Raw genomic sequence first — 25894 nt, forward strand, 5'->3', positions numbered from 1 at the left:
CCGACCCCCTCGCCAGGGCTGATCGTGGGAGACGTGAACGATCACCGTATGGCACCTGCCAGCCGCACAGGTTCGCGAGACGCAACCAGCGACGTGGCCTTGGATGCAGAGGCCGGTGAGGTCCGCCGTTTCTGGAACGGGCTCGGCCTTCCCGGGCTGGTCGACGTCCACACGCACTTCATGCCCGAGCGCGTCCTGCACAAGGTCTGGCAATACTTCGACGCGCAGGGGCCGCTGACCGGCGGCCTGGAGTGGCCGATCAGCTACCGGCAGCAGGAGGCGGAACGGGCCGCTGTGCTGCGCAAGTTCGGCGTTCGAGCGTTCACTTCGATGCTCTACCCGCACAAGCCCGGCATGGCCCGGTGGCTGAACGGTTGGGCGGCAGACTTCGCCCGGCGGACCCCGGAGTGTCTGCACACCGCCACCCTCTACCCCGAGCCGGGTGTCGAGACGTACGTTCGCGAGGCCGTCGAAGCGGGTGCGCGCGTGTTCAAGGCGCACGTACAAGTAGGGGCGTACGACCCGGCCGACGAACTCCTCCGGCAGGCATGGGGGTTGCTGGCCGAGGCTCGCATCCCCGTGGTGATCCATTGCGGCTCCGGGCCCGCGCCCGGCAAGCACACCGGCCCCGAGCCGATCGCACAGGTGCTGGCGCGACACCCGCAGCTGCGGCTGATCGTCGCGCACCTGGGGATGCCCGAGTACGAGGACTTCCTCGGCCTCGCCGAGCAGTACGCGCAGGTCCGGCTGGACACCACCATGGCGTTCACCGACTTCACCGCGGAATTCATGCCGTTCCCCCGCCGTGCCATGCCTCGGCTCGCCGGGCTCGGCGACCGTATCCTGCTCGGTTCCGACTTCCCCAACATCCCTTACCCGTACGTACACCAGCTCCACGCTCTGGAGCGGCTCGGCCTCGGGCCGGAGTGGCTGCAAGCCGTGTGCCACGACAACGCGGCAACGCTGTTCGGACTGTGATGAAAAGCCTCGACTCCTAAGGGCTTGCCGGGCAACACGTCGTGGCTTCCGTCTGCGGGGATCGTTGTCGTGGTACGGGGAGAACGGAGGGACCGAGGCAGCCCTGACTGCGAGGTTCGAGGCGTTGTCACCACACCTGCACGAGCCTCAGCTCCGGCTGGCCATAGGAGCCCAGGCGCGGTCGCTGGGACCTGGCGAGATCAGGCTCGTCGCCGTCGCGGCCGGAGTCCGGGAGGGCACGGTCTCGAGTCGGGTGGCTGAACTCGAGTCCGACCGGGCCCCGTTGGGGCGGGTGCGCCGAGCAGGCGGAGGCCGGAAGCTGGCAGCGGAGCTGACCCGGCAGGGCCACCTGATCTCCGCCGACACAGTCGCGGGCCTGCTGCGGGAGGAAGGTTCAGCCTGCACGCGTGCCCTGCCTCACGTGTGGACGCCGCTGTCGGCGACGATCCACTTCGCACCCGATCGAGGTGTGGGAAATCGACACCACAAGCGGCACCGATGGAAGGAATCCACCATCTCCCTGCTCTGGCTGGAGCACTCCGTTCCGCCACGCCCACGCTGAGTCGTGGTCGGCCCGCACGCCCCGTCGGCCGGGGCCGGGCCGGTGTGTCGACAACGGTGGAGAGGAACCCCCGATGACTGCTGAGCGTGTGCTGACGCCGATTCCTACGGCGTACCGATGGCGGTGGCCGGCGCTCACCGCCCTGCTGCTCGGTGAGGCGATGAACCTGTTGGACGCGACCATCGTGCAGGTCGCCGCACCGAAGATCCACGCCGATCTGGGTGGCTCGGTGTCCGACATCCAGTGGTTCACCACCGCCTACACCCTGCCGTTCGCGGTGCTGTTGATCACCGGCGGCCGGCTGGGTGACATCGCTGGCCGCAAGCGGCTGTTCGTGATCGGCGTCACCGGGTTCATGGTCGCGTCCGCCGCCTGCGCCGTGGCACCGACGGCAGGGCTGTTGATCGCCTTCCGGGTGGTGCAGGGAGCCGCGGCGGCCGTGATCATCCCCCAGACGATCGGCCTGATCAAGACGATGTTCGCCGGTCCCGAGATGTCCAAGGCGCTCGGCACCATCGGCCCGGTGATGGGCCTGGCCGCCGTCTGCGGGCCGGTCCTCGGCGGTGTGCTCACCCACGCCGACCTGTTCGGCTCCTCCTGGCGCGCGGCGTTCCTGGTGAACATCCCCGTGTCCCTGGTCGTCCTCGCGATCTCGCCCAGGCTGATGGAGAACCGCGCACCCGAACGCCCCACCCTCGACCTGACCGGCACGCTGCTGGCCATGGCCGGCATCGGGCTCGTCGTCCACCCGCTGATCGGCGCCGATCTGAACGCCCAGTCCCGGTGGAGCTGGACGGCCATCGCGGCCGGGCTGTGCCTGATGGCCGTGTTCGCGGTGCACCAGCGCGGGGTGGCCGCCGCCGGACGCAGCCCGCTGGTGGAACCCAGTCTGTTCGCCCACGGCGGCTTCTCGGCAGCACTGGTGACGTCGGCCTCCTTCTTCGCCGTCACCAACGGTCTGATGATGGTCATCGTGCTCCAGCTCCAACTCGGCCTGGGCACCGACGTGCTGAAGGCGGGGCTGACCCTCGCCCCATGGTCGGTGGGCCTGGCCGTGGCCTCCTGGGTGGCCGGCGCGTACCTGGTCAAGCGCCATGGACACCGCATGATGTCCCTCGGACTCGCCGTCCTGCTGGTCGGCGCGGTCGCGGCCGTCGCCGTCTACCACGCGGCGGACCCGCACACGTACCCGACGCCGCTGCTGTTCGCGCTCGGGGTCGTCGGACTCGGGGTCGGTCTGTTCAGCCCGGCGTTCTTCACCATCGCCCTCCAGCCGCTCCGGCCGCAGGAGATCGGCTCGGCCGCCGGTCTGCTGAACGCCGTACAGCAGTTGGGCGCCACCCTCGGGGTGGCTGTCCTCGGCAGCGTCTATCTGGACAGTGCCGGTGGCGGCGGCCCCTCGGCCGCGCTGCATGCTGTCCAGGTCGCGTTCTTGGTCGCCGTGGTACTGGTGGTGGTGAGTTTCGCGACCAGCCGGCTGATGATCGACAAGGGTGCTCCGGCGGACGCCCGGGCGGAGCACTGAGCGCTCCTGCGGAAGTGCCGTGATGCGCAAGGTGTGAGCGGCGGCCTCCGGGCCGCCGCTTCGGCGTACTCGCTGCTGGTGGGCCACCACCTCTCACGCTCGGCTACGAGCCGGTGCGGAGGGCCGTCTGGTGCGGGCCAGATCCGTGATGATGGGGCTCGCCGCCTTGAGGTTCTGGAGGACCGGACTGGTCTCCAGGGTGTGGATCGCGTCCAGCGAGCCGAGCCGCTGGGCCAGGTAGCGGTGCAGGTCGGCGGGGTCGCGGCACAGGGCCTGTGCCACCAGGTTGGTGGGGCCCGTGGTCGCGGCGACGAACGCCAGCTCATCGTGGCCTGCCAGGGTTGCCGCCACGTTCTCGATGTGCGCCGGGCTCACCGACATCCACAGCAGAGCCCTCGTATGGGCACCGAAGTGCCTGGTGTCGACCTCGACGTCGAAGAAGATGGCGCCGCCCGCCTGGAGATCAGCGAGCCGACGCGCCACGGTGACCGGGGACCAGCCGGTCGCCCGGGCCAGCTCCGCGTGGGTGGCCCGCCCGTCCTTCTGCACGGCCACCAGAAAGTCGGCGTCCGATTCGGTGAGTTGGCGCGGCACGGGCGTGTACGACGTGCCGGCCGCCTCGCGCTCGCACAGAACGCGCTGCTGCTCCTCGTCCAGCGTGTCCGCACTGCGGCGCCAGTTCGTCGGTCCGCCCAGGTAGGTGTGCAGGATGCAGTGGGCTGACACGGCGGTGATGCTGTTGCTGCGTGGAATGTCGCGCAGCAGCAGAGTGTTGCCCGCGCCGGCCTCGGTCGGTGTGTGGATGATCGCGACGATCTCGGTGCCGCCGGAGGTGAGTTTCACCCACGAGGTGTCCTGCCGGCGCACCAGTGCGCGGGCCAGGTCCTGCGCGGAACTCGCCGCCGCGGTGAGCCGCACGAGCCACTGCGTCTGACCTGCCTGATGGGGGTCCGGCAGCCCGACGACCCGTAAGGAGGCCTCGGTGCGCAGGCGGCGGTAGCGCCGGGCGACGGTCTGTGGTGAGACGCCGAGGGCGGCGGCGATCTGACTGAAAGGCGCACGGCCGTCTATGTGCAGCGCGTGGATCAGGGCACGGTCCAGGTCGTCCAGCATGCACACATTGTTCAGTGAGGGCCTGCTCCATGGAACGGCCGACGTTGGACAGGGGAGCCACGGCCGCGTGGTGTCGGCTCTATCAGAGTCGTCGAGGGCCAGAGCGACCGTGGAGATGGTGGTCGTGAGCCCGAAAGCCCCGCACCGTCGGTGCGGAGGCGGGCGGCCGGACCTACCGGTGAGGCCTGTCGCGGAGGCGAGGCTGATCCGCTCGGCGCGGTGAGCGAGCCGTCCACTGTCGCATCGCGTGAGCCCTGTCTCACCCGGGCAGCGCCCCTTGGCTATGCAACGAGTTGCATAGCAAGATCGAGGCATGGCGCTCGAGCACGCGATCCTCGTCTCCCTGCTGGAGAAGCCGGGCTCCGGCTATGAGCTGGCCCGGCGTTTCGAACGGTCCATCGGATACTTCTGGACCGCCACGCACCAGCAGATCTACCGCGTTCTCAAGCGCATGGAGGGCGATGGTCTGCTCGCCGTGCGCGCGCTGCCGCAGCAGAGCCGGCCGGACAAGAAGGAGTACTCCGTCGTGGGCCCCGGCCGCGCCGCCCTCTCCCAGTGGCTGCACGAACCGATCGAACCCGAGAGCATCCGGCACGAGCTCGCCGTGAAGATCCGCGGCGCCGCATTCGACGACCCGTCCGCGCTGATCGGTGAGGTCGAACGGCACCGCGAGGTGCACAGCGACCGGCTCGCGCACTATCTCGCCGGGGAACTGCGCGACTTCACCGGACCGACGGCCCCCACCCCGCTCGACGCCGGTCAGGAGCTGCAGCATGTCGTGCTGCGCGGCGGCATCGCGTACGAGCGGATGACGATCGCCTGGCTCGACGACGTACTCGCCACCCTCCGCCGGCTCGGCACCCCGCACCGGCACGGCTGAACCGCCGGCCACCGCCGCACGCGCTCCGCGACCTTCGCTGCCACATCTTCACCCGCAACCCTCAACCCTCAACCCTCAACCCCTCGGAAGGCAGACCCTCATGGCCGACCCCCTCCTCTTCAACCCGCGCACCTACGACCCGGCGCAGTTCGACCCCGAGACCCGCAGGCTGCTGCGGGCCACCGTCGACTGGTTCGAGGACCGCGGCAAGCGCAGGCTCATCGAGGACTACCGGTCCCGCGCCTGGCTGGCCGACTTCCTCGCGTTCGCCGCCAAGGAAGGGCTGTTCGCCACCTTCCTCACCCCCGCGTCCGCCGCCGGCCACGAGGACCAGCGCTGGGACACGGCCCGGATCGCCGCCCTCAACGAGATCTTCGGGTTCTACGGTCTCGACTACTAGTACGCCTGGCAGGTGACCATCCTCGGTCTCGGCCCGGTCTGGCAGAGCGACAACACCGCAGCCCGCACCCGCGCGGCGGAACTCCTCGCCCAGGGTGAGGTGTTCGCCTTCGGCCTCTCCGAGAAGACCCATGGCGCCGACATCTACTCCACCGACATGCTGCTGACGCCGGACGGCAACGGCGGCTTCAGGGCGACGGGTTCCAAGTACTACATCGGCAACGGCAACGCCGCCGGGCTCGTCTCGGTCTTCGGCCGGCGCACCGACATCGAAGGCCCGGACGGCTACGTCTTCTTCGCCGCCGACAGCCGCCACCCGGCCTACCACCTCGTGAAGAACGTCGTCGACTCCTCCAAGTACGTCAGCGAGTTCCGCCTCGAGGACTACCCCGTGGGCCCGGACGACGTCCTGCACACGGGCCGCGCCGCCTTCGACGCCGCCCTCAACACCGTCAACGTCGGCAAGTTCAACCTCTGCACCGCCTCGATCGGCATCTGCGAGCACGCGATGTACGAGGCGGTCACCCACGCGCACAACCGCATCCTGTACGGCCGCCCCGTCACCGCCTTCCCGCATGTGCGCCGCGAGCTGGCCGACGCGTACGTACGCCTCGTCGGGATGAAGCTGTTCAGCGACCGCGCCGTCGACTACTTCCGCTCCGCCTCGCCGGACGACCGCCGCTACCTGCTCTTCAACCCGATGACGAAGATGAAGGTGACCACGGAGGGCGAGAAGGTCATCGACCTGATGTGGGACGTGATCGCCGCCAAGGGCTTCGAGAAGGACACCTACTTCGCCCAGGCCGCCGTCGAGATCCGAGGACTGCCCAAGCTCGAGGGCACGGTCCACGTCAACCTCGCGCTGATCCTCAAGTTCATGCGCAACCACCTCCTGAATCCGGCCGAGTTCGCGCCCGTGCCGACCCGCCTCGACGCGGCCGACGACACGTTCCTCTTCGAGCAGGGACCGGCCCGTGGCCTCGGCTCCGTGCGCTTCCACGACTGGCGCCCCGCCTACGACGCCTACGCCGGCGTACCGAACGTCGCCCGCTTCCGGGAGCAGGCCGACGCCCTGTGCGAGTTCGTCGCCACCGCCGCCCCCGACGAGGAGCAGAGCCGCGACCTCGATCTTCTTCTCGCCGTCGGCCAGCTGTTCGCGCTGGTGGTGCACGGCCAGCTCATCCTGGAACAGGCCCGCCTGACGGACCTCGACGAGGACGTGCTCGACGAACTGTTCTCCGTCCTCGTCCGCGACTTCTCCGCCTACGCCGTCGAGCTGCACGGCAAGGACTCCGCCACCGCGGACCAGCAGCGCTGGGCGCTCGGTGCGGTCCGGCGTCCCGTCGTCGACGAAGCGCGTTCGCAGCGCGTGTGGGAGCGTGTCGAGGCACTGTCCGGGGCGTACGAAATGGCGCCCTGACAGCGGGCTCAGGGGCCGGCTTCCCTACGTACCCGCCGTGGCCATCGCCACGGCGGGTGCCGCCGGGGTCACGCCGGTCGGCTCGGCAGCGATCGCGTGTGAGTTCCCGCAGTCTGCTCGCCCTCGTCCGCCGGGGACTGGTGCTCGCCGCAGGCGACGAAGTAGTCGGCATCCTTCGGCCTCTGAACCGCCGGGCGTGGCCGCGGTGCCGGCTCGAGGTGGGGGATGTGCTTGGAGCAGTGCACATACGCCTCCTCCACCGTGATGTGCACCCAGAATTCGGGCCTGCGGCCTGGAGCGGTGTCCACAGGAAGGTGGGGGTAGGCCCGCCGCTGCTCGTCGTCCCGGTGGAGCCGAGCCGCGCCATTGACGTGCAGGCCGATGTGGTCATGGGTGAAGTCGACGAAGAGCAGGCCGATATGCGGGTTCTCGGTGATGTTTCCCGCACTGGCGAGGACCCCGTTCCCGCGGTACTCGGGGTAGGTGAGGGTGCCGTCGTCCAGCACGGTGACGAAGCCCGGGGGACCGGCACGGAAGGTGACGTCACAGGCTCCGCCGGCGTCCGACGTGGACAGGAACGCCATGGTCTGCCGCCCTATGAAGTCCGCCATCTGCGGGGTCAGCCGGGCCTGCACCTGGCGGTCGTAGAAGGTCGCGGCCTGGTCGGTCGTGCCGAGAAGGTGCTGCAGGCGGCGCTCGCCGACGGAGCCGGTGGACTCGTGGGTGTGGTTCACGGAACGAGCTGCCTTCCTGTGGCCTTCAGTTGGGCTTGGGGAGCGACGGCACTCTAACGCCGGAGGGAGCACGGTGTCGTGGTGGGTACGGGTCACCAGTGGACCCGTGATCTCCTGTGTACGGGCGTGGGCCTCGCAGGACGACATGGCCGCGACGACTTCCGGCTGATCACTGCCGCCCTCACCTCGGGGGTTTCGGGTCGGCTGCCCCTTCGTCCGGAGGGGCCTCCACGCCGGCCGATGTCGGGACGGGCTGCTGGATGACCTCGGGCAGGGCCTGTTCGGCCCAGATGACCTTGCCCTGGGGGGTGTACCGGGTGCCCCAGCGCTCAGCCATCTGCGAGACCAGGAACAGGCCCCGGCCTCCCTCGTCCGTCGTCGCGGCGTACCGCAGATGCGGTGAGGTGCTGCTGCTGTCGGCGACCTCGCAGATCAGCGTGCGGTCGCGGATCAGCCGCACGTGGATCGGCCCGGCGCCGTAGCGGATGGCGTTGGTGATGAGCTCGCTCAGGATGAGCTCCATGGTGAAGCCGAGCTCGGACAGGCCCCACGCTTCGAGTTTTTCGGACACGGCGTCGCGCATCCCCGAGACCGCGGCCGGGTCCTGTGGTACGTCCCAGTCGGCGATCCGGTCGGGCGGCAGTCCCCGCGTGCGGGCGACGAGCAGGGCGACGTCGTCCTTGGGGCGCTCGGGGAGCAGACTGTCCAGCACGTCCTGGCAGGTCTCCTCGGGCGGCCGTCCGGGGTGGCCCGTCAGCGCGTCGCGCAGCAGTTCCAGTCCGACATCCAGGTCGCGCCTGCGGTCCTCGATGAGGCCGTCGGTGTACAGGACGAGCTGGGTCCCCTCCAGGAGGCACAGCTCCGCGGTCTTGAACGGCATGCCGCCGAGGCCCAGGGGCGGACCGGCGGGTACGTCCGGGAAGGTGACCGTTCCGTCGGGCTGGACCAGCGCGGGCGCCAGATGCCCCGCACGCGCCATGACGCAGCGGCGCGTCACGGGGTCGTAGATCCCGTACAGGCAGGTGGCACCCACTACGCCCGCGGCGCTCTCCGCCGCCTCGTTCTGGTCGATGCGTCCCACCAGGTCGTCCAGATGGCTCAGCAGCTCATCAGGCGGCAGATCGAGGGCGGAGAAGTTGTGCACCGCGGTCCGCAGCCGGCCCATAGTGGCGGCGGCGTGCAGGCCGTGGCCGACCACATCACCGACGGCCAGGGCCACCCGGCTCCCCGGCAGGGGGATCACGTCGAACCAGTCTCCGCCCACGCCCGACTGGGCGGGGAGGTAGCGGTAGGCGATGTCGAGGGCGTTCTGCTCGGGCACGGCCTGTGGCAGCAGGCTGCGCTGGAGGGTGACTGCCAGGGTGTGCTCGCGGGTGTAGCGGCGGGCATTGTCGATGCTGATCGCGGCCCGGGCCACCAGCTCCTCCGCCAGCGACAGGTCCTCCTCGTCGAAGCACTCATGCGGCCTCGCGCGCCAGAAGTTGGCCATGCCCAGCACGACGCCACGGGCCTGGATGGGGGCGGTGATGAGGGAATGGATGCCGTAGTCGATGATCGCCTTGGCGCGCTCCGGGTCCTGCACGCGCCAGTCCGTGGCGGTCGGCAGATCGCTCACCAACTGGGAGCGGCCGCTGCCGTAGCCGCGCGCCTGGGGCGTGGAGGGAAGGTAGTCGAAGAGCCGGCCCAGTTCGGAGAGCGGATGGTCGTCGCGGATGCCGCTCACGGCCGCGCGGCGCATGTCCGTCGCCGTGGGGGCCGGCTCCTCGCCGTGCAGGACGGCGTCGGCCAGGTCCACGGTGACGAAGTCCGCGAAGCGCGGAATGGGGACCCGCGCCAGCTCGTCGGCCGTGCGCAGCACGTCCAGAGTGGTGCCGATGCGCAGTCCGGCGTCGTACAGCAGCCTGAGCCGCTCCCGTGCCACCTCCGCCCTGCCGGTCACGGCCTGCAGCTCGGTGGAGTCACGCAGCGTCACGACCGTTCCCTTCGGGCCTCCCTTGCCACCCGTGGGCCGCTGGTTGACGGCGAGCAGCCGCTCTCCGGCGAGGTGCACCTCGTCGGTGGCCTCGCGCCCGGAGGTGAGCAGCGCCTTCGTCCCGGGATCGAGGCCCGGCAGGTCCGAGACGAGCCGTCCCTCGACCCCAGGGGGCAGCTCGAGCAGTCGTCTGGCCTCGTCATTCGCCAGCATCAGCCGCCCGTCGGCGGCCACGATCAGTACCCCTTCCCTGACGGAGTGGAGCACCGTGTCGTGATGCTCGTACATCAGGGTCATCTCGTCCGGGGCCAGGCTGTGCGTCTGCCGCCGCAGCCGCCGGCCCACCAGCGCCGTCACACCGGTGGACAGCGCGAGCGCCCCGGCCCCGGCGCCCAGGATGATCGGCAGCTGCCGGTCCACCTGACTCTCGACGTTCTTGACCTTCATCCCGGCCGATACGAGGGCCACCACCGTGCCATCGGTGTTCTCGATCGGGACCGTGGCCTGCACCTCGCGGCCGAGCGGGCCGTTGACGCTCTCCACGTAGACCTTCCCCGCCAGCGACGGCCCGATCTCTCCCACGAACCGTTTTCCGATCCGGTCCGGCAAGGGGTGTGTGTACCGGATGCCCTTGGTGTCCATGACCACGATGAAGTCGACCTCGGCGGCCCGGCGTGCCGCCTCGGTGAGCGGCTGGAGGATCTTGCTCGGATCCGGGGTCCGCAAGGCCGCCAGGACGCCCGGTGAGTGCGCGAAGGTCTGTGCCACGGCCGTGGAGCGGCGCCTGGCCTCGGCGCTGGTGTCCCGCTCCGACTGCAGGACGAGAGCGAAGACGGCGCAGGTCACGAGCAGCACTACCAGAGCCACCTGGAAGACCAACACCTGCCCGGCTACGCTCCGCGTGCTCTTGCTGATCAGGCGCTTGACCGAGAGGTGTCGAAAACGGGCGAAACGGTTCGCCATGCGACCTTTTTAACACCGGTGATCCCGAGTGGCCAGGGCCCGTTCGATCCTTGCTCGGCTGACCCCGGGTTCGGTGCAGTCGTGCGTTGCATGGCCTGGGCCCCTCCGGGCATGGCCGTCCGCCGCAGATTCTCGGGTGTGGCGCATGATCTCTCCGCGCTGGATGTCCGCTTAGGCCGATATGATGCATTTTGTGATCATGTCTGCACGGCTGTGGCGCCGTCGCCCCGCCTACAGCGGCCGATGGGAAGCTGTCCGGCTGTCACCCGTGGTCCTGACCGTCCTCATCGCCGGCCTGGCCTTCTCCACGCCCAGGGAGATCGCCGTCAGCCGCCTCCTGCCCGCCGCGCCCGCCCTTGCGGCCGCGATGTGGCCGGTGCTCCCCACCATCCTGTTGGGGACGTGCTGCATGCTGATCATGATCGTCCTCAGCTTCTTCTACACCGATCTGGGGACGCAGTACACGGCCGCCGCGATCGTCGCGGTCACCTTGGCGGCCGCATACGGCAGCCACGTCCGGCTTCAGCGGGAGGAGATACTCTTCCAGGTCCGGCTCGTCGCCGACGCGGCCCAGCAGGTGCTGCTGCGCCCGCTGCCGCGCCGCATCCAGGACGTCGAGATCGAGTCGCTCTATCTGGCGGCCCAGGAACAGGCTCGGATCGGCGGCGATTTCTATGAGGCGATCGGTACACCGCACGGCGTCCGGCTGCTCATAGGCGATGTACGGGGCAAGGGCCTGTCCGCAGTGGGGGCGGCCTCGGCGGTGATCGGTTGCTTCAGAGAGGCCGCGTACGACGAGCCCGACCTGCAGGGCATCATCCACCGCCTGGAGACCACCGTCACGCGCCACAGCGCTGACTTTCCAGCCCACGATCAGCCCGAGCACTTCGCCACTGCCCTCCTCGCCGAGATCCCGTACGGCGGCGGCCACGTACGACTTCTCAACTGCGGGCATCCCCCGCCGCTGATCGCGCACGGCGGGAAGGTGCGCGTCCTGGAGCCCACGATCCCCTCCCCGCCCCTCAACCTCGCAGCGCTCATCGGTGACCGCTACTGGGTCGACAGCGTCGCCTTCACCCCGGGTGACCAACTGCTGCTCTATACGGACGGCGTATCGGAGACCCGGGACCACACCGGCCGGTTCTTCCCACTGCCGGACTGGATGCGGCGGCAGTGCGTGGAGCAGCCCCGCGAGCTGCTCGACCAGCTGCACCGGGATCTGCTCGAGCACAGCGGCGGAAGGCTGGACGACGACATCGCGGCCCTTGCGCTGAGGTGCTCCCACGCGCAGGATCGCGGAGCCGTCGGCGTGGAGGGCTGAGGATTCGTGTCGGCATGCCGGGCCGAGGCCGCCAGTGCTTCCGGGAGCTCGACTGCGTACTTGTATCGGCGTCCTCGGCCCGGTCGGCCTTCTGCCTGTAAAGATCAGCGGGCTGGACGAGTGGCCCGAGGATTACCGAGGTGGTCGCTGAGCAGCGGAAACATCCTCGGCAGCTTTCCGGCCCGCGAATGGTCCGGATCTTGATCCGCGAGCGCACCGCAAGGGTGGACCTCTCCGTTCGGGGAACGTCGGGACGGCTCGGTCGAAGCCGGCCCGGACCGTTGTCCACCTGGCAGCACATCCGGGCATTTCGAGCGCCAGGTGTAGTCCGGAGACGGTAGGCAGCGGACATCCACGCCGGATGCACCGGAAGTATTTGTCCGGCGCGTCTCCCCCTGACACGCTCTGACATCGGTCCCGGCGGAGTGTGTCCCGAGTACGGCGACAGGCTCGTGTGAAGTGTCTTCGAGGCCGTTCATGATCTCCGTTTCGGTTACCCTCTGTGGCCCTGGACTGAAAGTGATCCAGAGCCACTCTCGGAGGCCGCCGACACGGATCAGCGGCGGCGGAGGAGGGCCGGCGTTCCAGCGCGTGACGAACCGTCCTGGCTCTGGCTGCCCTTGAAGCCCGTCCGGTTGTCGGGGGCCGTTGAGCCCGCCCAGAACGCACATTGGTGATCGGCCGCGAACGCCGCCGAGGGGCGGGTGTTCCCGGGATTCAGGGTCAGGACGGTGTACCGGGGGCCGGCCACCGGCCATCCGATTTCACCAGGGAGGTTCGGATTCCCGGTGTGGGCGAACGCCCCCCAGCGGCGCTTCATGTCGTCGGCCAGCGAGACCTGTTCGGCCGTGAGCGGGCGATCGGCCATCGTGAAGTCGTGCAGGTAGGCGAGTTCGGCGCTGTGCGCATTGGCCATGTCGATGCCCGGGACCTGCGCTCCGTACAGCGTGGGGGAGCCGGGGTCGTCGAACTCGTAGACATACGTGCGCACTTGCGCTGACAGGCTGCGCGCCGTGTCGAGCGTGGGGCAGGCGAATGTGGAATCGGTGAGGACCGTAGACATCGCGTCGTAGGGAGTCGAGTAGCCGGACAGCGGGTACCGCGCCAGGACCTGGGAAGCCGCTTGTCCGTACCTGGAGTCGATCTGGTCGATGTACTCCTGGGCGGTGAGATGCGGTTGGGACAGCGCGACGAAGAACCTGCCCTCGGCCCGGGTGCTGCCGATCAGGATCGGGACCTTGTTCCATTGCCCCGCGGCGATGGCCTCGGACGGCTGCACCGGCAGGACGCGGTCACCGAAGGCAGGTCCCGATGTGGGATGCGTGCGCGCGGCGGCGATGAGATCGGCGGCGGGCGCGTCACGAAGACAGGCGGCGCGGGTGGCGGGTTCCGGGCAGCCTGCGGCAGCCGAGAACGCCTGGGCCTCCTCGGCGGCCTGGCGGGAGCTGGGAGCGCGGAGCAGCGTGCAGGGCCCGCTCTGGAGGATGGCTCGGGCGAACAACCCCGCGGCTCGCGGTGAAGCGAGCATGGCGCAGATGGATCCGCTTCCGGCTGACTGGCCCCACAGAGTGATGTCGGCGGGATTCCCGCCGAACGCCGCGATGTTCTCGCGTGTCCATGTGAGCGCCGTGAGCTGGTCCATCAGCCCGAACGATCCGGAGCCGAACGCGTTGCCCCGGGTGAGTTCCGGTAGGGCGAGGTATCCGAGCCGGCCGAGCCGGTAGTTGATGCTCACCACGATGCTTCCGGTGAGGTCGGCCATGGTGCGACCCCCGAACTGGGTTCCGGTGCCCTGGCTGTATCCGCCACCGTGAACCCACAGCAGTACGGGCAGACGGTCACCGGGGCGCGTGTGGCGTGGCCGGTACACGTCCAGGTAGAGGCAGTCCTCGCTGACGTTGTGCGGGTCACGCAGTCCGAACGGTGAGAACTGCAGACAGGCGACAGCCTGGCGGGTGGCCTCCCGCGTCCCGCTCCATCGTGGGGCTGCCTGAGGCGGGCGGAACCGGCGGTCCGCCACCGGTGGCGCGGCGTAGGGAATCCCGAGGAACTCTTCGGCGCCGTCGTGGACTTGGCCGGCGAGTCGGCCCTGACCCGTGGTGACGACCGGGCGCGGGGTGGCGGGGGCCTCCCGGGCGGCGGCAGGAGCCGGCCACGCGAACAGTGCCGTGACGGCGAGGGCCAGAGCCAGGACCAGTGGGGGAACGGTCGCGCGCGATCGTTTCACTTCTCCTCCAACGTGCGGTGCCTGCAGGCGAGTCGGACGGTGCTGATGAGCCGAACGCCTCTCGCACGGGCCGCCTCGGCGGCCGGTACGAGAGGCGAGCAGGCGCGTCCTAGGGGCGGAGGCCGACAAGGAGCGATGCGGTCGTCGCGAAGTCCGCGGTGCCGGTGTTCCAGTTGGGGGAGATGGGCGTGATCGACACCTTGTCGTCGCCGATCGCCTCCACGTCGCCGCCCCGCTGGTCGGGCGCCGGGACGAGACCGACATTCACCTTCCAGGTCCCGTCCCCGGAGTCGGTGTAGTCCGCCTTGAGGATGGGCTGTGGATCCTGGGTGGTGACGGACGCGCCGCGCGCGGTTCCCTTGCCGTCGGCGCCGACCACCGGATGGTTGACGTTGAGGCCCACCCCTTGGGGCAGCAGCCTGCCGTCCCTGGCTCTGCCCTGCAGGCGTTCGATGAGCTTGACGACGAAGTCGTTGGTGGGACGCATCGCGTTGAAGATCGGCTCGGGGACGGGGACGGCCAGTCCTCCGGTGCTCACCGCGATCGCGGGCACCCCGTGCTCCAGAGCGGCCACCGCACCGCCGACCGTTCCGGAGTGGGTGGCGAGCACGGCCACGTTCGGCCCGAAGTTGGTGCCGGAGACCACCAGATCCGGCGCGCGGTCGGCGAACACCTCGGACAGCCCGAAGGACACCGAGTCGCCGGGCGTTCCGTCCACGGCCCACACGCGGGGCTCGGGATGCTTGACCGTGACAGTGGTGCCGCCCATCATCTTCGTCCCGGTGCCGCTCTGGTTGGTGAGCGGGGCGACGATGGTGACGTCGTGCCCGGCCGCGGTGAGCCGCTGGAACAGCATGCGGAGCCCGGGCGCGTCGTAGCCGTCGTCGTTGGTCAGCAGGATCCGCAGCGGGCCGTCCGACGCGGCCTGCGGAGCGGCGGCCGCCGGCAGCGTGCCGGAAAGAGCCGGCGTACAGAGCAGCAGAGCGGCCAGAGGCAGAACTCGCTTGCGTCTCAAGGAGTGCTCCTTCGATGAGGGAGTGGGCCGGGGGAAGGGGAAGGAAGCCGGCGGGCACATGACCCCCGGCACGCGCCCGCCGGGGCTTTGAGGACTCCGCGGCCGCTCAGCGCACTGAGCGGATCGGCAGGATGGCCAGTGCGCCCAGCAGGGACAGTGCGCCGCCGACGAGGAACAGCGGGGTGTAGCCGCCGAGTGCGGTCACGACGGCGGACGCCACGAACGGGGCGATGATCTGAGGTCCCGCGTTGGCGATGTTCAGCACGCCCATGTCGCGGGCGGCGTCCTCCGCACGGGGCAGCACCAGGGTGACCACTGCGGTGTCCACCGCCATGAAGCAGCCGAAGGCGAGACCGTTGAGCGCGCTGAAGGCGAGCATGCCGGACCACGTGGGACTGATGACCGGCACCACCATCACGACGCCCGCGAGCGCGGCCGACACACCGACGAAGACCTTGCGCCGGTCCCATCGGTCGGAGAGCAGACCTCCGAGCAGCGTGGACACGGCCATCGCGACCATCGAGACCGGTGTGAGGACGGCCATCGCCTCCGCCGGAGCCAGGCCGGCGGGCAGCTCGATGTGATCGTCGAGGATGTACAGCTGGTAGCCCACGACGGAGAAGTAGCCGAGGACCATCAACGCCCGTCCGATGAACGCCCACCGGAAGTCGTGGTGGCCCAGCGCAGAGAGGAAGGCGGCGACCCGTTCGCGTCGCGACACGGAGGAGCGGGGACTCGGTCGCCGTTTCGTCTCGCGGCAGAAGCCGGCCAGGAGCAGTGCCGCTCCGGCCACGACGGCTCCGAGCACCAGGTAACCGGTGGTCAGCTGCCCCGCCGTCGCCGAGGCGATCGCCACGCCGACGGTGCCGCCGATCGGCAGGCCCAGGCCCACCAGGGCGGAGGCGGTGCCGCGGCGGGTGGCGGGGATCCGATCGGGCACCACGGCGGTGACGGCGGCCTGGTAGACGTTCATCGTCGCCTGGACCAGGCACCATCCGATGCCGACGAGAAGCACGGTGTGGACACCGCCGAGGAACGCGAGCCCGGCGAACGAGGCGAGCGCGCCACCGACAATCCACGGGTTCCTGCGACCGGTTCGGTCCGACAGGGCTCCGGCGATCGGGTTGAACGCCGTGGCGAAGACCGCGCTCACCCCTCCCACGACACCCAGGATCGCCACCTTGTTCGCCGGGTCGATCTGCGCGATCTGCGTCGGCAACAGCACCGCGCCCACACCCATGTACACGGCCAGCATGGAGGAGTTGGCCACCAGGAGCAGTGTCATCAGGGCGCGGTGACGAGGCTGGGCGGGTGCATCGGAAGTCTTCGGCTGGATCAGGTCCTCAGTTGTCACGGTGACCACCTAGGAGCACTACGGGCGCGTGGTCCGCGCGGCAGGGAATCCGGGCATGCATGTCGACTCCTCGAGAACGGAGCTGAGCGCTGAGCTGCGAGCTGACGGTGATGAAAGGGAGAAACACCGAGGCGACGTGTCGAGCGTCGGCAACGACAGTCACGGGCTTGATTACACGTGTTAATCACCGGTGGTACGCCTTGTGTAGCACCTTGTTCAGCATTTGAGTAGTGCTCCGGGCGATCTGAAATGCACCAGAGGGTCAGTCCTGCATCACTCGCATTACACGTGTTGCTACTCGCGCGTCACTCTTGTGTGACGGATCTGATGTGCGCCAAGGTGGCCTGAAACCGCCGCCTTCAAGGTGCGTCGCCCCCCCGCGGCCGTCAGTGGAACCGTCCTCCCTGCGGCCGACGCCGCCCGGTATCTGCCTCTCGTGGCCCGCTCCCATGTCCCCGGAAAGGTCAGCCATGGCCCGTGCACGCGCCGCTGCCCCGCCGTCGCCACCGGACGAGAGTCCGCGCAGTCCCGTTCCGGCCGCCCCGTCACGCGCAACGCCGCTGACCGGTGCCGTGCTGCTGATCGCCGCACTGGCCGTCGGCTACGCCGCACTCGGTGAGGGGCGGCCGGTCTTCCAGGATCTCGACGACCGGTGGATGAGCTGGATGCGCGGGTCACCGGGCGGGGCGGTGACGGGGTTCGCCCACGCCCTGGACGCCCTGGGTGGACCCCTGGGCATGATCCTGCCCCTCGCGCTCACGGGGTGCCTCTGTGTCTACGGGCGGTGGAGATCCGCGGTCTTCGTGTTCTCCGCGGCGGTCGTCGCGAACATCGTCGTCGTGGCCCCGCTGAAGCTGCTCGTGGACCGCCCGCGTCCGCCGCGGCCGTGGGTCCTGGTGAACGAGGGTTCCTTCCCGTCCGGGCAGGTCTTCATGGTGACGGCCCTGGTGATCGCGGCCGGAGTGGTGCTGTTCCCGCCGGTGGCGCGGCGGTGCTGGTGGCTGTTCTCCGTCCTGCTGGTGGGCGCCGTGATGTGGAGCCGCACCTGGCTGCACGCCCAGTGGCTCAGTGACACCGTGGCCGGTGCGGCCGCCGGAGCCGGTGTCGTGCTGCTGCTGTGGTCGGCGTTCGACCGCCTCCTTGCCGAGGAGGCGCGGCGGGCTGCGACCGGCCGTCTGTGGTCCTGAAGGCGCACTCAGTGTATGTAGCAAAATTGACGACCGGCAAGTAGGCGCAATAGTCTCGCGCCGGAAGCGTATCTGGCGAATCGTTGACCGAGGAGGACTTCCATGGCTGAGACGCGAGGTCAGGCGCCGCCCGTCGTGCAGGTGCCGACCGGCCGGCTCCGCGGCGGCATCGAGAGCGGTGTCGCCGTGTTCAAGGGAGTGCCGTACGCAGCACCGCCGGTCGGCGAGCTGCGCTGGCGCGCCGCGCAGCCGCTTCCCGGCTGGAGCGGTACCCGGGACGCGACCGCCTACGGTCCGAGCGCACCGCAGATGTACATGGCGGGCGGTGACCCCGTCCTGGGCGGACACGGGTTCCCGCCCTTCGACGACGACTGCCTGACACTCAACGTGTGGACCCCGGCCGTCGATGACGCCCGGCGCCCCGTCCTGGTCTGGATCCACGGCGGTGGTTTCGTCTCCGGTTCCGGAGCGCTGCCCATCTACTCGGGCGAGACATTCGCACGCAACGGTGACTTGGTGGTCGTCACGCTCAACTACCGTCTCGGCCCGCTGGGTTATCTGTCGTTCGACGAAAAGGGCCCTGCGGGGCCGCAGCCGGCCAACCTCTGGCTCACGGACCAACTGGCCGCGCTGCGCTGGGTGCACGACAACATCGCCCGCTTCGGCGGAGACCCGGACAGCGTCACGGTCGCCGGACAGTCCGGCGGCGCCCTGTCCACCGCTGCCCTCGCGGGACATCCCGAGGCCCAGCGGCTGTTCCAGCGCGCCATCCTTCAGAGCCCCCCGATCGGCCTGCGCATCCCCACGCCCGACGAGTACCGCCCCCGGGTGTCCGCCTATCTGGAACTCGCCGGTGCCAAGAACGCCGACGACCTGCGGAACGTCCCCTGGCCCCGGCTCATCGAGGCCGCCGGAGGGTTGTTCGCGTCCACCATGCGCTGGGGATACTGGTCCACCCCCTTCCTGCCCGTATGCGACGACGTCACCCTCTTCCGGCACCCCGCGGAGACCCTCCTGCACGGCGCCGCCACCGATGTCGACGTCCTGATCGGCTGGACCCGGGAGGAAGCCGCCTTCGCGTTCGCGCTCGACCCCGGCTACGCGGAGGCCACCCGGGAGCAGGTGCTCGCACGGATCGCCGAGAGTTTGCCCGACGCCTCGGCCGCCGACGTGTATGACGCGTACGTCCGCAGCCGTCCCGGTGCCCGGCCGGTGGACGTCCTCATGGATGTGATCACGGACGAGCTGTTCCGGGCGCCCTGTGTGCAACTCGCGGAGGCCAGGGCGGCGTTGGGGCGCCCGGTGTGGGCGTATCAGTTCGACTTCCCCACCCCTGCCCACGGCGGCAGGCTCGCCGCCGCCCACTGCCTGGAACTGCCCTTCGTCTTCGCCAACTTCGACAGCTGGTCCCACGCTCCCCTGGTCGAGGGGATCGACCCGTCCGTCGGTGAAGGGCTCGCGCAGGCCATGCACCGGGCTTGGATCGCGTTCGCCCGGACCGGCGATCCGAACCACGCCGGCCTGCCGGCCTGGGAACCGTACCGCTCGGACACCCGCACCACGATGCGCTTCGACTCCGTCACCCATCCCATCGGCGACCTGGCCGCAGACGCGCGGCGCCTGTACGAGGGGACGTCGGCGGGCGAGTAGCCCAGGCACACTCCCTTCGCGTGATTCCCGCACCTCTGCTCAGTTACACGTGTAATTAGGGTGCTACCGAGTCGGGGACGGGCGGCCGACCGGTCGCGGGCAGCCACCCGCCCGCGACCGGCGACCGTCCGGCGCCCCGCCGACGAAACGGAACAGAACCCATGACCCAGCCCGCGCCGGCCCGGCCGCGCACCCTCACCGCCCCCGACGGCACCGTCTTCCGCGACCTGAACGGCAACGGCGTGATGGAGCCCTACGAGAACCCCCGTCTGTCCGTCGACGAGCGCGTCGCCGACCTGCTCGGCCGGATGACCCTGGAGGAGAAGGCCGGCCTGCTCCTCCACACCATGATCGGGATCAATCCCGACGGCTCGCTGGTGGAGCCGGAGCCGGGCGCCCCCGACGACGACCCGATGCGCGCCGCCACCTCCGCCATGGTGACCGGCAAGCTCATGAACCACTTCAACCTCTTCGGTGCCGCGGCCCCGCGCCGGATGGCCGAGTGGCACAACCGGCTCCAGGACCTGGCCGCGACGACCCGGCTGGGCATTCCGGTGACCCTCTCCACCGACCCGCGCCACGGCTTCGTCGACAACCCGGCCGCGAGCGCGCACACCGAGGGCTTCTCCCTGTGGCCGGAGCCGCCGGGCCTGGCCGCGATCGGTGACGAGGAACTCGTGTACCGGTACGCCGACATCGTCCGCCGCGAATACCTGGCCGTCGGCATCCGCGTGGCCCTGCACCCCATGGCCGACCTCGCCACCGAACCCCGCTGGGCGCGCATCCTCGGCACCTTCGGCTCCGACGCGCAGGTGGCGGCCCGCATGATCGCCGCGTACATCAAGGGCCTCCAGGGCGAGACCCTGGGGCCGCACAGCGTGGCCGCCATGACCAAGCACTTCCCCGGCGCCGGCCCGCAGCTGAACGGAGAGGACGCCCACTTTCCCTACGGGCGCGAACAGGTCTACCCCGGCGGCAACTTCGACTACCACCTGATCCCCTTCGAGGCCGCCTTCGCCGCGGGGACCTCGCAGATCACGCCCTACTACGCCATGCCGGTCGGCACGCCCTACGAGGAGGTGGGCTTCGGCTTCAACAAGGGTGTCATCACCGGCCTGCTCCGCGAGAAGTACGGCTTCGACGGCATCGTCTGCACCGACTGGGGCCTGGTCACCGACAGCCGGATCTTCGGGGCCCCTTTCCCCGCGCGCGCCTGGGGCGTGGAGGACCTGGACCGGCTCACCCGCGTGGAGCGCATCCTCGACGCCGGAGCCGACCAACTCGGGGGAGAGGCCGCGCCCGAACTCGTCCTGGAACTCGTGCGCAGTGGCCGCGTCGCCGTCGAACGTCTCGACGTCTCGGTGGCCCGCCTGCTGCGCGAGAAGTTCGTGCTCGGGCTCTTCGACGACCCGTACGTCGACCCGGAGGCTGCCGAACGCCTCTGCGGCAACCACGAGTTCACCGCGCAGGGCCGGGCTGCCCAGAGCCGCTCGGTCACGGTGCTCAAGGACCGCCCCGCCGACGCGTCCGCATCCCTGCTGCCCCTCCCGGTCGGCACCCGCCTGCACGTTCAGGGCGTCGACCGCGAGACCGCAGGACGGTACGCCACCGTGGTCGACAGCCCGGAGGAGGCCCATGTCGCGCTGATACGGATCGCCACGCCGTGCGACGAGCGGACCGAGGGGTTCGAGAGCTTCTTCCGCGCGGGCCGGCTCGCCTTCACCGAAGAGGAGGTGCGGCCCCTCCTGGAGACCGCCGGGAACGTGCCGACCGTCTTCGGTGTCTTCCTCGACCGCCCCGCGGTGATCCCGGAGATCGCGGAGAAGGCCGCGGCCCTCGTGGCCGACTACGGCGCGTCGGACACCGCTCTGCTGGACGTGCTCTTCGGCCGGGCGACGGCCGAGGGGCGCCTTCCGTTCGAACTCGCCCGCACGATGGACGCGGTCACCGCCGGTCAGGAGGATGTGCCGAACGATTCGGGAGACCCGCTCTTCCCCTACGGTTACGGGCTGGACCTGGATCCGCCCACCGACTGACCCGGAACGAGGGGGACCGCCGGACCACAGCCGGGTCCGGCGGTCCCCCTTTTCCGGTACGGAGATTCACAGTTCGCCGGTACGGAGATTCACCAGCCGCCCAGCGAGTGCCACCAGTTCCAGCGCTGTGGCGGCGCCTCCCGTACCACCGGGTCGGAGCGCGTCTTCTCCGGAGTGTTCATGAGCGCGAGCACGTCCGGCCGAGCCGCCCCCGCGTGGCCGAAGTCCGCCTCGAGGGACGGGGAGAAGACCACCGGCAGTTCGGCAGGTGCTCCGCACCACGGTGACGGCCGCCGGCGCAGGGCCACGTCCGCCCGGGCCGGCTGGATGTCGGGGATCCGGTTCACCAGCACCTCGATCGCCGTCTCCGCGATCACTCGGGCCTCGTCCTTGGCCGGGCAACCGTGCGCGCCGGTGCCCCAGGCCAGGTGGGCGCGCGTCCGGGACAGCGATGTGCTCTGCGGACCGAGCTCGGCGTTGGCGGCGGCGAGGCTGGGGATGACCAGGTCACCTGCGGGTATCCGGTATCCCGCGAGGGTCACGTCGCCCGTGGGCCACCGGCCGGCGATGTTCGGCATCGGCGCTGCGGCCCGCAGCGCGTGCTCGACCGCGTAGAACACGAGATTTCCGCCGGCCGTCGCGGGGAGCGGCCCTTCGTGCCGGAACAGCAAGCACATCGCGTTGCCGATCCAGCTCATCGTGCTCTGCGCCCCGATCAGCACCAGCGCCACCAGATTGTGAGCGATCTCCTCATCGGTCAGCCGGCCGGCCTGGGCCAGCCAGGACGCGAGGTCCGGCCCCGGCGCCACGCTCCGCTCGGCCACCAGACGCCGCATGGCGCGCGACAGCTCCGCCTCGGCTTGTGCCGCTTCGGGCGAGCCGTGCAGGACGGCCCGGGTCAGTGAGTCGAGCGTGCTGACCGAGTTCTGCGACAAGCCCAGCAGAAGGGTGAGGACGTCCCACACCAGAGGCCGGGCGTACGCGGTCATGAGGTCCGCCGACCCTCCTGCCGACCAGGTGTCCACCAGAGCGGTGGCTCGATGCCGCACCATGCGAGTGAGGCGTTGCGGATCGATCTGGCGCAGGGCCGCGGACAGGGCGTGGCGATGCCGCCGATGCTCATCGCCGTCGAGCCGGGACGCCACCGGGCGGGGCCCGAGAAGAGCGAGCAGGGGTGCCTCATCGGGCAGCAGCCCGCGGACGGCGGCCCTCCAGCGGCGCGGGTCGCTGGAGAAGTCCTGTGCGTTCCAGATGACGTCGAGCACCTCCCGGTGGCCCAGCACGAGCCAGGCCGGGACGCCCGGCGCGATCTCCACGGGAGCGACCGGGCCCCGGTGACGCCGCAGGTGCTCGTACAGGGCGCCGGGGTCCTGCCACGCCGCGGTGCCGTACAGCGGGGTGAGGGCCGACCGGCACGGGCTCACCGGCCCGGGATCGTCATGGCTCTTCGGGTCCATCGGACTCCTTCGGTCAGGGGCCAGGCGGGCCACCGAGGGCGTGCGGGGCACGGTTCGGTAACGCGTGTAACCTGGAGGTCAGCGGATGGGCGTGAGCGAGAGTGGGGTCCGAATGGCCAAGGAGCCGACGGCACCGGCAGCCGTCACCAGCGCGGATGTGGCGCGCCTGGCCGGGGTGTCGCGGGCAACGGTGTCGTTCGTCCTCAACAACACCCAGGCGCACCGGGTCAGCGACACCACGCGTGCGCGGGTGCTGACGGCGGCCGAACAGCTGGGATACGTGCCGCATGCCGCCGCGCGCTCGCTGCGGGCGGGCCGGAGCAACCTCGTGCTCATGCCGGCGGCCGTCTCGGCGGTCGGGCGCCTGGTCAGTACATGGATCGACGACCTGCAGAGCGAACTGGAACGCCACGGGTACGTCACCGTGCTGCACGCCGGCCGTTTCCCCAACCCGGTGAGTGCCGCGCGGGCCTGGGCGGAGCTGCGCCCGGCGGCGGTGGTGGCCCTCGACGGTGACAGCCTGACCGGTCAGGCGGCCGACGTCCTGGGCAGGGCCGGGGTGCGGGGCGTGCTGGCGTTCGCCTCCCGGGATGTCGAGGGCGTCCACAGGATCGACTTCGACCACGCCCGCGTCGGCGCCCTCGCCACCGAACACCTCGTCTCCCGCGGACGACGCGGGATCGGCGTGATCATGCCGCGGGAGCGCGGCCTGGACACCTTCGCGCGGCCACGCCTGGCCGGCGCCCAGAGCGTCGCCTCCCGCAGCACGGCCACCGTCACGGCGGTGGAGATGTCCTACACACACGAGTCGGCCGCCGAACTCGCCAGGCGCTGGCCCGAACTGAACCTGGACGGGGTCTTCGCCTACAACGACGAGTACGCGGCGCTGCTGCTGCACGCGCTGCGCACCGCGGGCATCTCCGTCCCCGAGCAGGTCTCCGTGGTCGGCTGCGACGACCTGCTGGTGTCGGCCTTCCAGCAGCCGCCGCTGACGACCGTACGACTGGACCTGCCCAGGACCGCGCACGTCGCGGACGCCCTGCACGAACTGGTCGACCGAGAGGTGCCGCCCGAAGTGCCGGGCATGACGCCGGTCCTGGTGCACCGTCAGTCCTCGTGACCCGACATGGCGCCGGGTGCCGCGCACCCTCGTGAGTCGCGCTCACGGCCGAGCAGGGGGGTGAAGACCCACCACAGCAGGAGTGCGGTACCGGCCCCGGAGGTGGCGCCGGCCAGTGTGTCACTGAGCCAGTGCGCGTGCAGCCAGGCACGGCTCCACATCATCGCCACGGTGAACATGACGCCGGCGGCCCACCACGTCCGCCGCCGTGCCGCCGGGACGAACAAGGCGCCCACGACCACCACGAGCAGCGCTGTGCCCGCCACATGTCCGGAGGGGAACGAACCGTGGTCCACGCGGACCAGCGGGTTGTCGGGCCGCGGCCGGTCCACCCAGAGCTTGAGGGACTGGACGACGAGCATGTTGCCCACGACGTACGTGGTGAGCAGGCAGACCAGTGACGGCCATCGTCTGCCGACCGCCAGGTGGATCAGCAGCCCCACGGGGACCACCACACCGAGCGGCCCGCCGAACCAGTCGAGGGCGGCGGCGACAGCCGCGTACGGCCCGTCGTGCGGGCCACCCGTCCAGCGCAGCCAGATGTCGTCGAGGCTCTGGAATGCCGGTCGCGAGGGGTGGGCGAGGACGACTGCGGCCAGCGCGGCGGTGACGAGCAGGAAGAACGCGCCGAGGGCGAGGACTCCCGGGCGCGGGGGAGCGGGGGAGCGGGGGCGGTGCCGCGTCGGCGTCGCAGCGGAAGCGCCGAGCGGGGCGGCGGACGTACCGGTCATGGGGTTCCTCTGGCGGTGGAGTGCCGCCGGTGAGCAGGGATCGGATGCGGTGACCGACTCGGCGCGGGATCCGGACGCGATGGGCGCGGACACGGTGTGCGCGAGCGGGAAGCGCGTGGGACGCCGGCGTGACGGCGTCCCACGCACGGATCGGCGGCTGCTGGGTCAGCCGGCGAGGTGCCGGGCCAGGAACGCGACGCTCTCGGAGACGATGGGTGTCACGTCCGGGGCGCCGAGGAAGATGTGGTCCGCGCCCTCCACCGGCCGTAGGGTGACGTCGGCGCCGACGCGTTCGAGGGCCTCGGCGAGGACTTCGCTCTGGCTGTACGGCACGAGGCCGTCGGCGGTCCCGTGGATCAGCAGGAATGCGGGAGCGGCGGCGCGGCCCACGTAGTGGAGCGGGCTGGCGGCACGGGCGAGCTCCGGCTGCTGGTCGGGGGCGCCCCCGAGGAGCGCGGTGAACGGGTTGGGGTACGCGGCACCGGACGGTGCGGGCGGCAGCGCGTGCGAGAGCAGCGGGCCGATGTCCGAGACTCCGTACCAGTCGACGACCGCCCGCACGCCGGTGTCCTCGTCCCGCACGCCCTCCGTGCCCTCCAGCGCCGACGCCTCCTCGCTCCCGTCCGCTCGGACGAGCCCGGCGAGGGCGGCCAGGTGACCTCCCGCGGACTCTCCCCAGACGCCGATCCGGTCCTTGTCGATGCCCAGGTCGTCGGCGAACCGGCGCACATAGCGGATGGCCGACTTCACGTCGTGCAGCTGCGCCGGGAAGGGCGCCTCCAGGCTGTGCCGGTAGTCGATGCTCACAAGGGCCAGGCCGGCCTCCAGGACCGCGCCGTGCAGCAGCTCGACGGGCACGGTCGGCGGCGGGAAGCGCCGGTCGCCCTCCAGCCAGCCGCCTCCGTGGATCCACACCACGCCCGGTACGGGCGTGGTGGACACCGGAACCTGCGCGTCCAGGAGGCGCGGCCGGAACCCGGGGGTGCACGCGTAGGTGAGTCCGTCGAAGCGGCGCACGCCGTCCTGGGCGACCAGTGGGGGAGGCGGCGCGAGGAAGGGAGGCGGCGGCCAGCCCATGTCGAGGTCGACGGGCGGTTGTACGGAAGGGGATGCCGGAGGTGATTGCGTCATGTCCGCCTCTTTCTGATGGGCGTGATGGCAACAGGTGCCGGGGCGCCGTGGTCCACCTGCACGCTGAGGAAATTTTCGACAGATGTCCGAATTGCCTTGTGCTCGCGCCGGGCGCCTTC

17 protein-coding genes and 2 pseudogenes are annotated in these 25894 nt (G+C 70.4%); 10 read left to right on the top strand and 9 right to left on the bottom strand.

Features of this window, described 5'->3' with window-relative positions; genetic code table 11:
* Positions 1-48 precede the first annotated feature (48 nt).
* From ACZ7L6_RS07805 to ACZ7L6_RS07815, 3 genes and pseudogenes are all read left to right on the top strand, one after another.
* The gene (locus tag ACZ7L6_RS07805) at positions 49-978 is read left to right on the top strand and encodes an amidohydrolase family protein (protein WP_471921093.1); all 930 of its coding nucleotides are present in this window, start codon (positions 49-51) and stop codon (positions 976-978) included.
* A 64-nt stretch (positions 979-1042) separates the two neighbouring features.
* Positions 1043-1372: pseudogene (locus ACZ7L6_RS07810) on the top strand (ISAzo13 family transposase); the annotation flags it as partial.
* Between the two features lie 241 nt (positions 1373-1613).
* Positions 1614-3065: an MFS transporter gene (locus tag ACZ7L6_RS07815; RefSeq protein ID WP_471921094.1), complete on the top strand. Its 1452-nt coding sequence runs from the start codon at positions 1614-1616 to the stop codon at positions 3063-3065.
* Between the two features lie 93 nt (positions 3066-3158).
* Here ACZ7L6_RS07815 and ACZ7L6_RS07820 read toward each other — a convergent pair whose 3' ends face one another.
* Entirely contained in the window at positions 3159-4178 is a 1020-nt protein-coding gene (locus ACZ7L6_RS07820; RefSeq protein WP_471921095.1) for an Lrp/AsnC family transcriptional regulator, read from the bottom strand.
* Between the two features lie 313 nt (positions 4179-4491).
* Here ACZ7L6_RS07820 and ACZ7L6_RS07825 point away from each other — a divergent pair, with 313 nt between their 5' ends.
* On the top strand, positions 4492-5058 hold the full coding sequence (locus ACZ7L6_RS07825) for a PadR family transcriptional regulator (protein ID WP_471921096.1): 567 nt from the start codon (positions 4492-4494) through the stop codon (positions 5056-5058).
* A gap of 100 nt (positions 5059-5158) precedes the next feature.
* A pseudogene (locus tag ACZ7L6_RS07830) lies at positions 5159-6877 on the top strand (acyl-CoA dehydrogenase family protein).
* A gap of 68 nt (positions 6878-6945) precedes the next feature.
* Here the strand turns inward: ACZ7L6_RS07830 and ACZ7L6_RS07835 are convergent.
* Together ACZ7L6_RS07835 and ACZ7L6_RS07840 are read right to left on the bottom strand one after the other, a co-directional pair.
* Positions 6946-7611 (bottom strand): pyridoxamine 5'-phosphate oxidase family protein, encoded by a 666-nt coding sequence (locus tag ACZ7L6_RS07835; protein ID WP_471921097.1) that lies wholly within the window; start codon positions 7609-7611, stop codon positions 6946-6948.
* 181 nt (positions 7612-7792) lie between these two features.
* Positions 7793-10546, bottom strand: coding sequence for a SpoIIE family protein phosphatase (locus ACZ7L6_RS07840; RefSeq protein WP_471921098.1), 2754 nt, complete (start codon positions 10544-10546; stop codon positions 7793-7795).
* A 199-nt stretch (positions 10547-10745) separates the two neighbouring features.
* Between ACZ7L6_RS07840 and ACZ7L6_RS07845 the strand changes: the two genes are divergently transcribed.
* Complete coding sequence (locus ACZ7L6_RS07845; RefSeq protein WP_471921099.1) at positions 10746-11867, top strand: PP2C family protein-serine/threonine phosphatase; 1122 nt, start codon at positions 10746-10748, stop codon at positions 11865-11867.
* 556 nt (positions 11868-12423) lie between these two features.
* On the opposite strand, the gene ACZ7L6_RS07850 is transcribed toward ACZ7L6_RS07845, so the two are convergent.
* The 3 genes from ACZ7L6_RS07850 to ACZ7L6_RS07860 form a co-directional block, all read right to left on the bottom strand.
* Complete coding sequence (locus tag ACZ7L6_RS07850; protein WP_471921100.1) at positions 12424-14094, bottom strand: carboxylesterase/lipase family protein; 1671 nt, start codon at positions 14092-14094, stop codon at positions 12424-12426.
* Between the two features lie 109 nt (positions 14095-14203).
* Positions 14204-15109: a 5'/3'-nucleotidase SurE gene (gene surE / locus ACZ7L6_RS07855; protein WP_471921101.1), complete on the bottom strand. Its 906-nt coding sequence runs from the start codon at positions 15107-15109 to the stop codon at positions 14204-14206.
* A gap of 106 nt (positions 15110-15215) precedes the next feature.
* Positions 15216-16463 (bottom strand): MFS transporter, encoded by a 1248-nt coding sequence (locus ACZ7L6_RS07860; protein WP_471921102.1) that lies wholly within the window; start codon positions 16461-16463, stop codon positions 15216-15218.
* Positions 16464-16933: 470 nt separating this feature from the next.
* Between ACZ7L6_RS07860 and ACZ7L6_RS07865 the strand changes: the two genes are divergently transcribed.
* From ACZ7L6_RS07865 to ACZ7L6_RS07875, 3 genes are all read left to right on the top strand, one after another.
* On the top strand, positions 16934-17650 hold the full coding sequence (locus tag ACZ7L6_RS07865; RefSeq protein WP_471921103.1) for a phosphatase PAP2 family protein: 717 nt from the start codon (positions 16934-16936) through the stop codon (positions 17648-17650).
* A 102-nt stretch (positions 17651-17752) separates the two neighbouring features.
* Entirely contained in the window at positions 17753-19300 is a 1548-nt protein-coding gene (locus tag ACZ7L6_RS07870) for a carboxylesterase/lipase family protein (RefSeq protein WP_471921104.1), read from the top strand.
* 161 nt (positions 19301-19461) lie between these two features.
* Positions 19462-21336 (top strand): glycoside hydrolase family 3 protein, encoded by a 1875-nt coding sequence (locus tag ACZ7L6_RS07875; protein WP_471921105.1) that lies wholly within the window; start codon positions 19462-19464, stop codon positions 21334-21336.
* A gap of 89 nt (positions 21337-21425) precedes the next feature.
* Here the strand turns inward: ACZ7L6_RS07875 and ACZ7L6_RS07880 are convergent, their stop codons facing one another.
* On the bottom strand, positions 21426-22793 hold the full coding sequence (locus ACZ7L6_RS07880; protein ID WP_471921106.1) for a cytochrome P450 family protein: 1368 nt from the start codon (positions 22791-22793) through the stop codon (positions 21426-21428).
* Between the two features lie 112 nt (positions 22794-22905).
* On the opposite strand from ACZ7L6_RS07880, the gene ACZ7L6_RS07885 reads away from it, so the two are divergent.
* The gene (locus tag ACZ7L6_RS07885; RefSeq protein WP_471921107.1) at positions 22906-23913 is read left to right on the top strand and encodes a LacI family DNA-binding transcriptional regulator; all 1008 of its coding nucleotides are present in this window, start codon (positions 22906-22908) and stop codon (positions 23911-23913) included.
* Here ACZ7L6_RS07885 and ACZ7L6_RS07890 read toward each other — a convergent pair.
* Both ACZ7L6_RS07890 and ACZ7L6_RS07895 read right to left on the bottom strand, forming a co-directional pair.
* Complete coding sequence (locus tag ACZ7L6_RS07890; protein WP_471921108.1) at positions 23901-24644, bottom strand: phosphatase PAP2 family protein; 744 nt, start codon at positions 24642-24644, stop codon at positions 23901-23903. The genes ACZ7L6_RS07885 and ACZ7L6_RS07890 overlap by 13 nt on opposite strands.
* A 165-nt stretch (positions 24645-24809) precedes the next feature.
* On the bottom strand, positions 24810-25775 hold the full coding sequence (locus tag ACZ7L6_RS07895; RefSeq protein WP_471921109.1) for an alpha/beta hydrolase fold domain-containing protein: 966 nt from the start codon (positions 25773-25775) through the stop codon (positions 24810-24812).
* Positions 25776-25894: the final 119 nt, after the last annotated feature.

The sequence above is a fragment of the Streptomyces sp. NPDC107522 genome, from assembly GCF_055657525.1.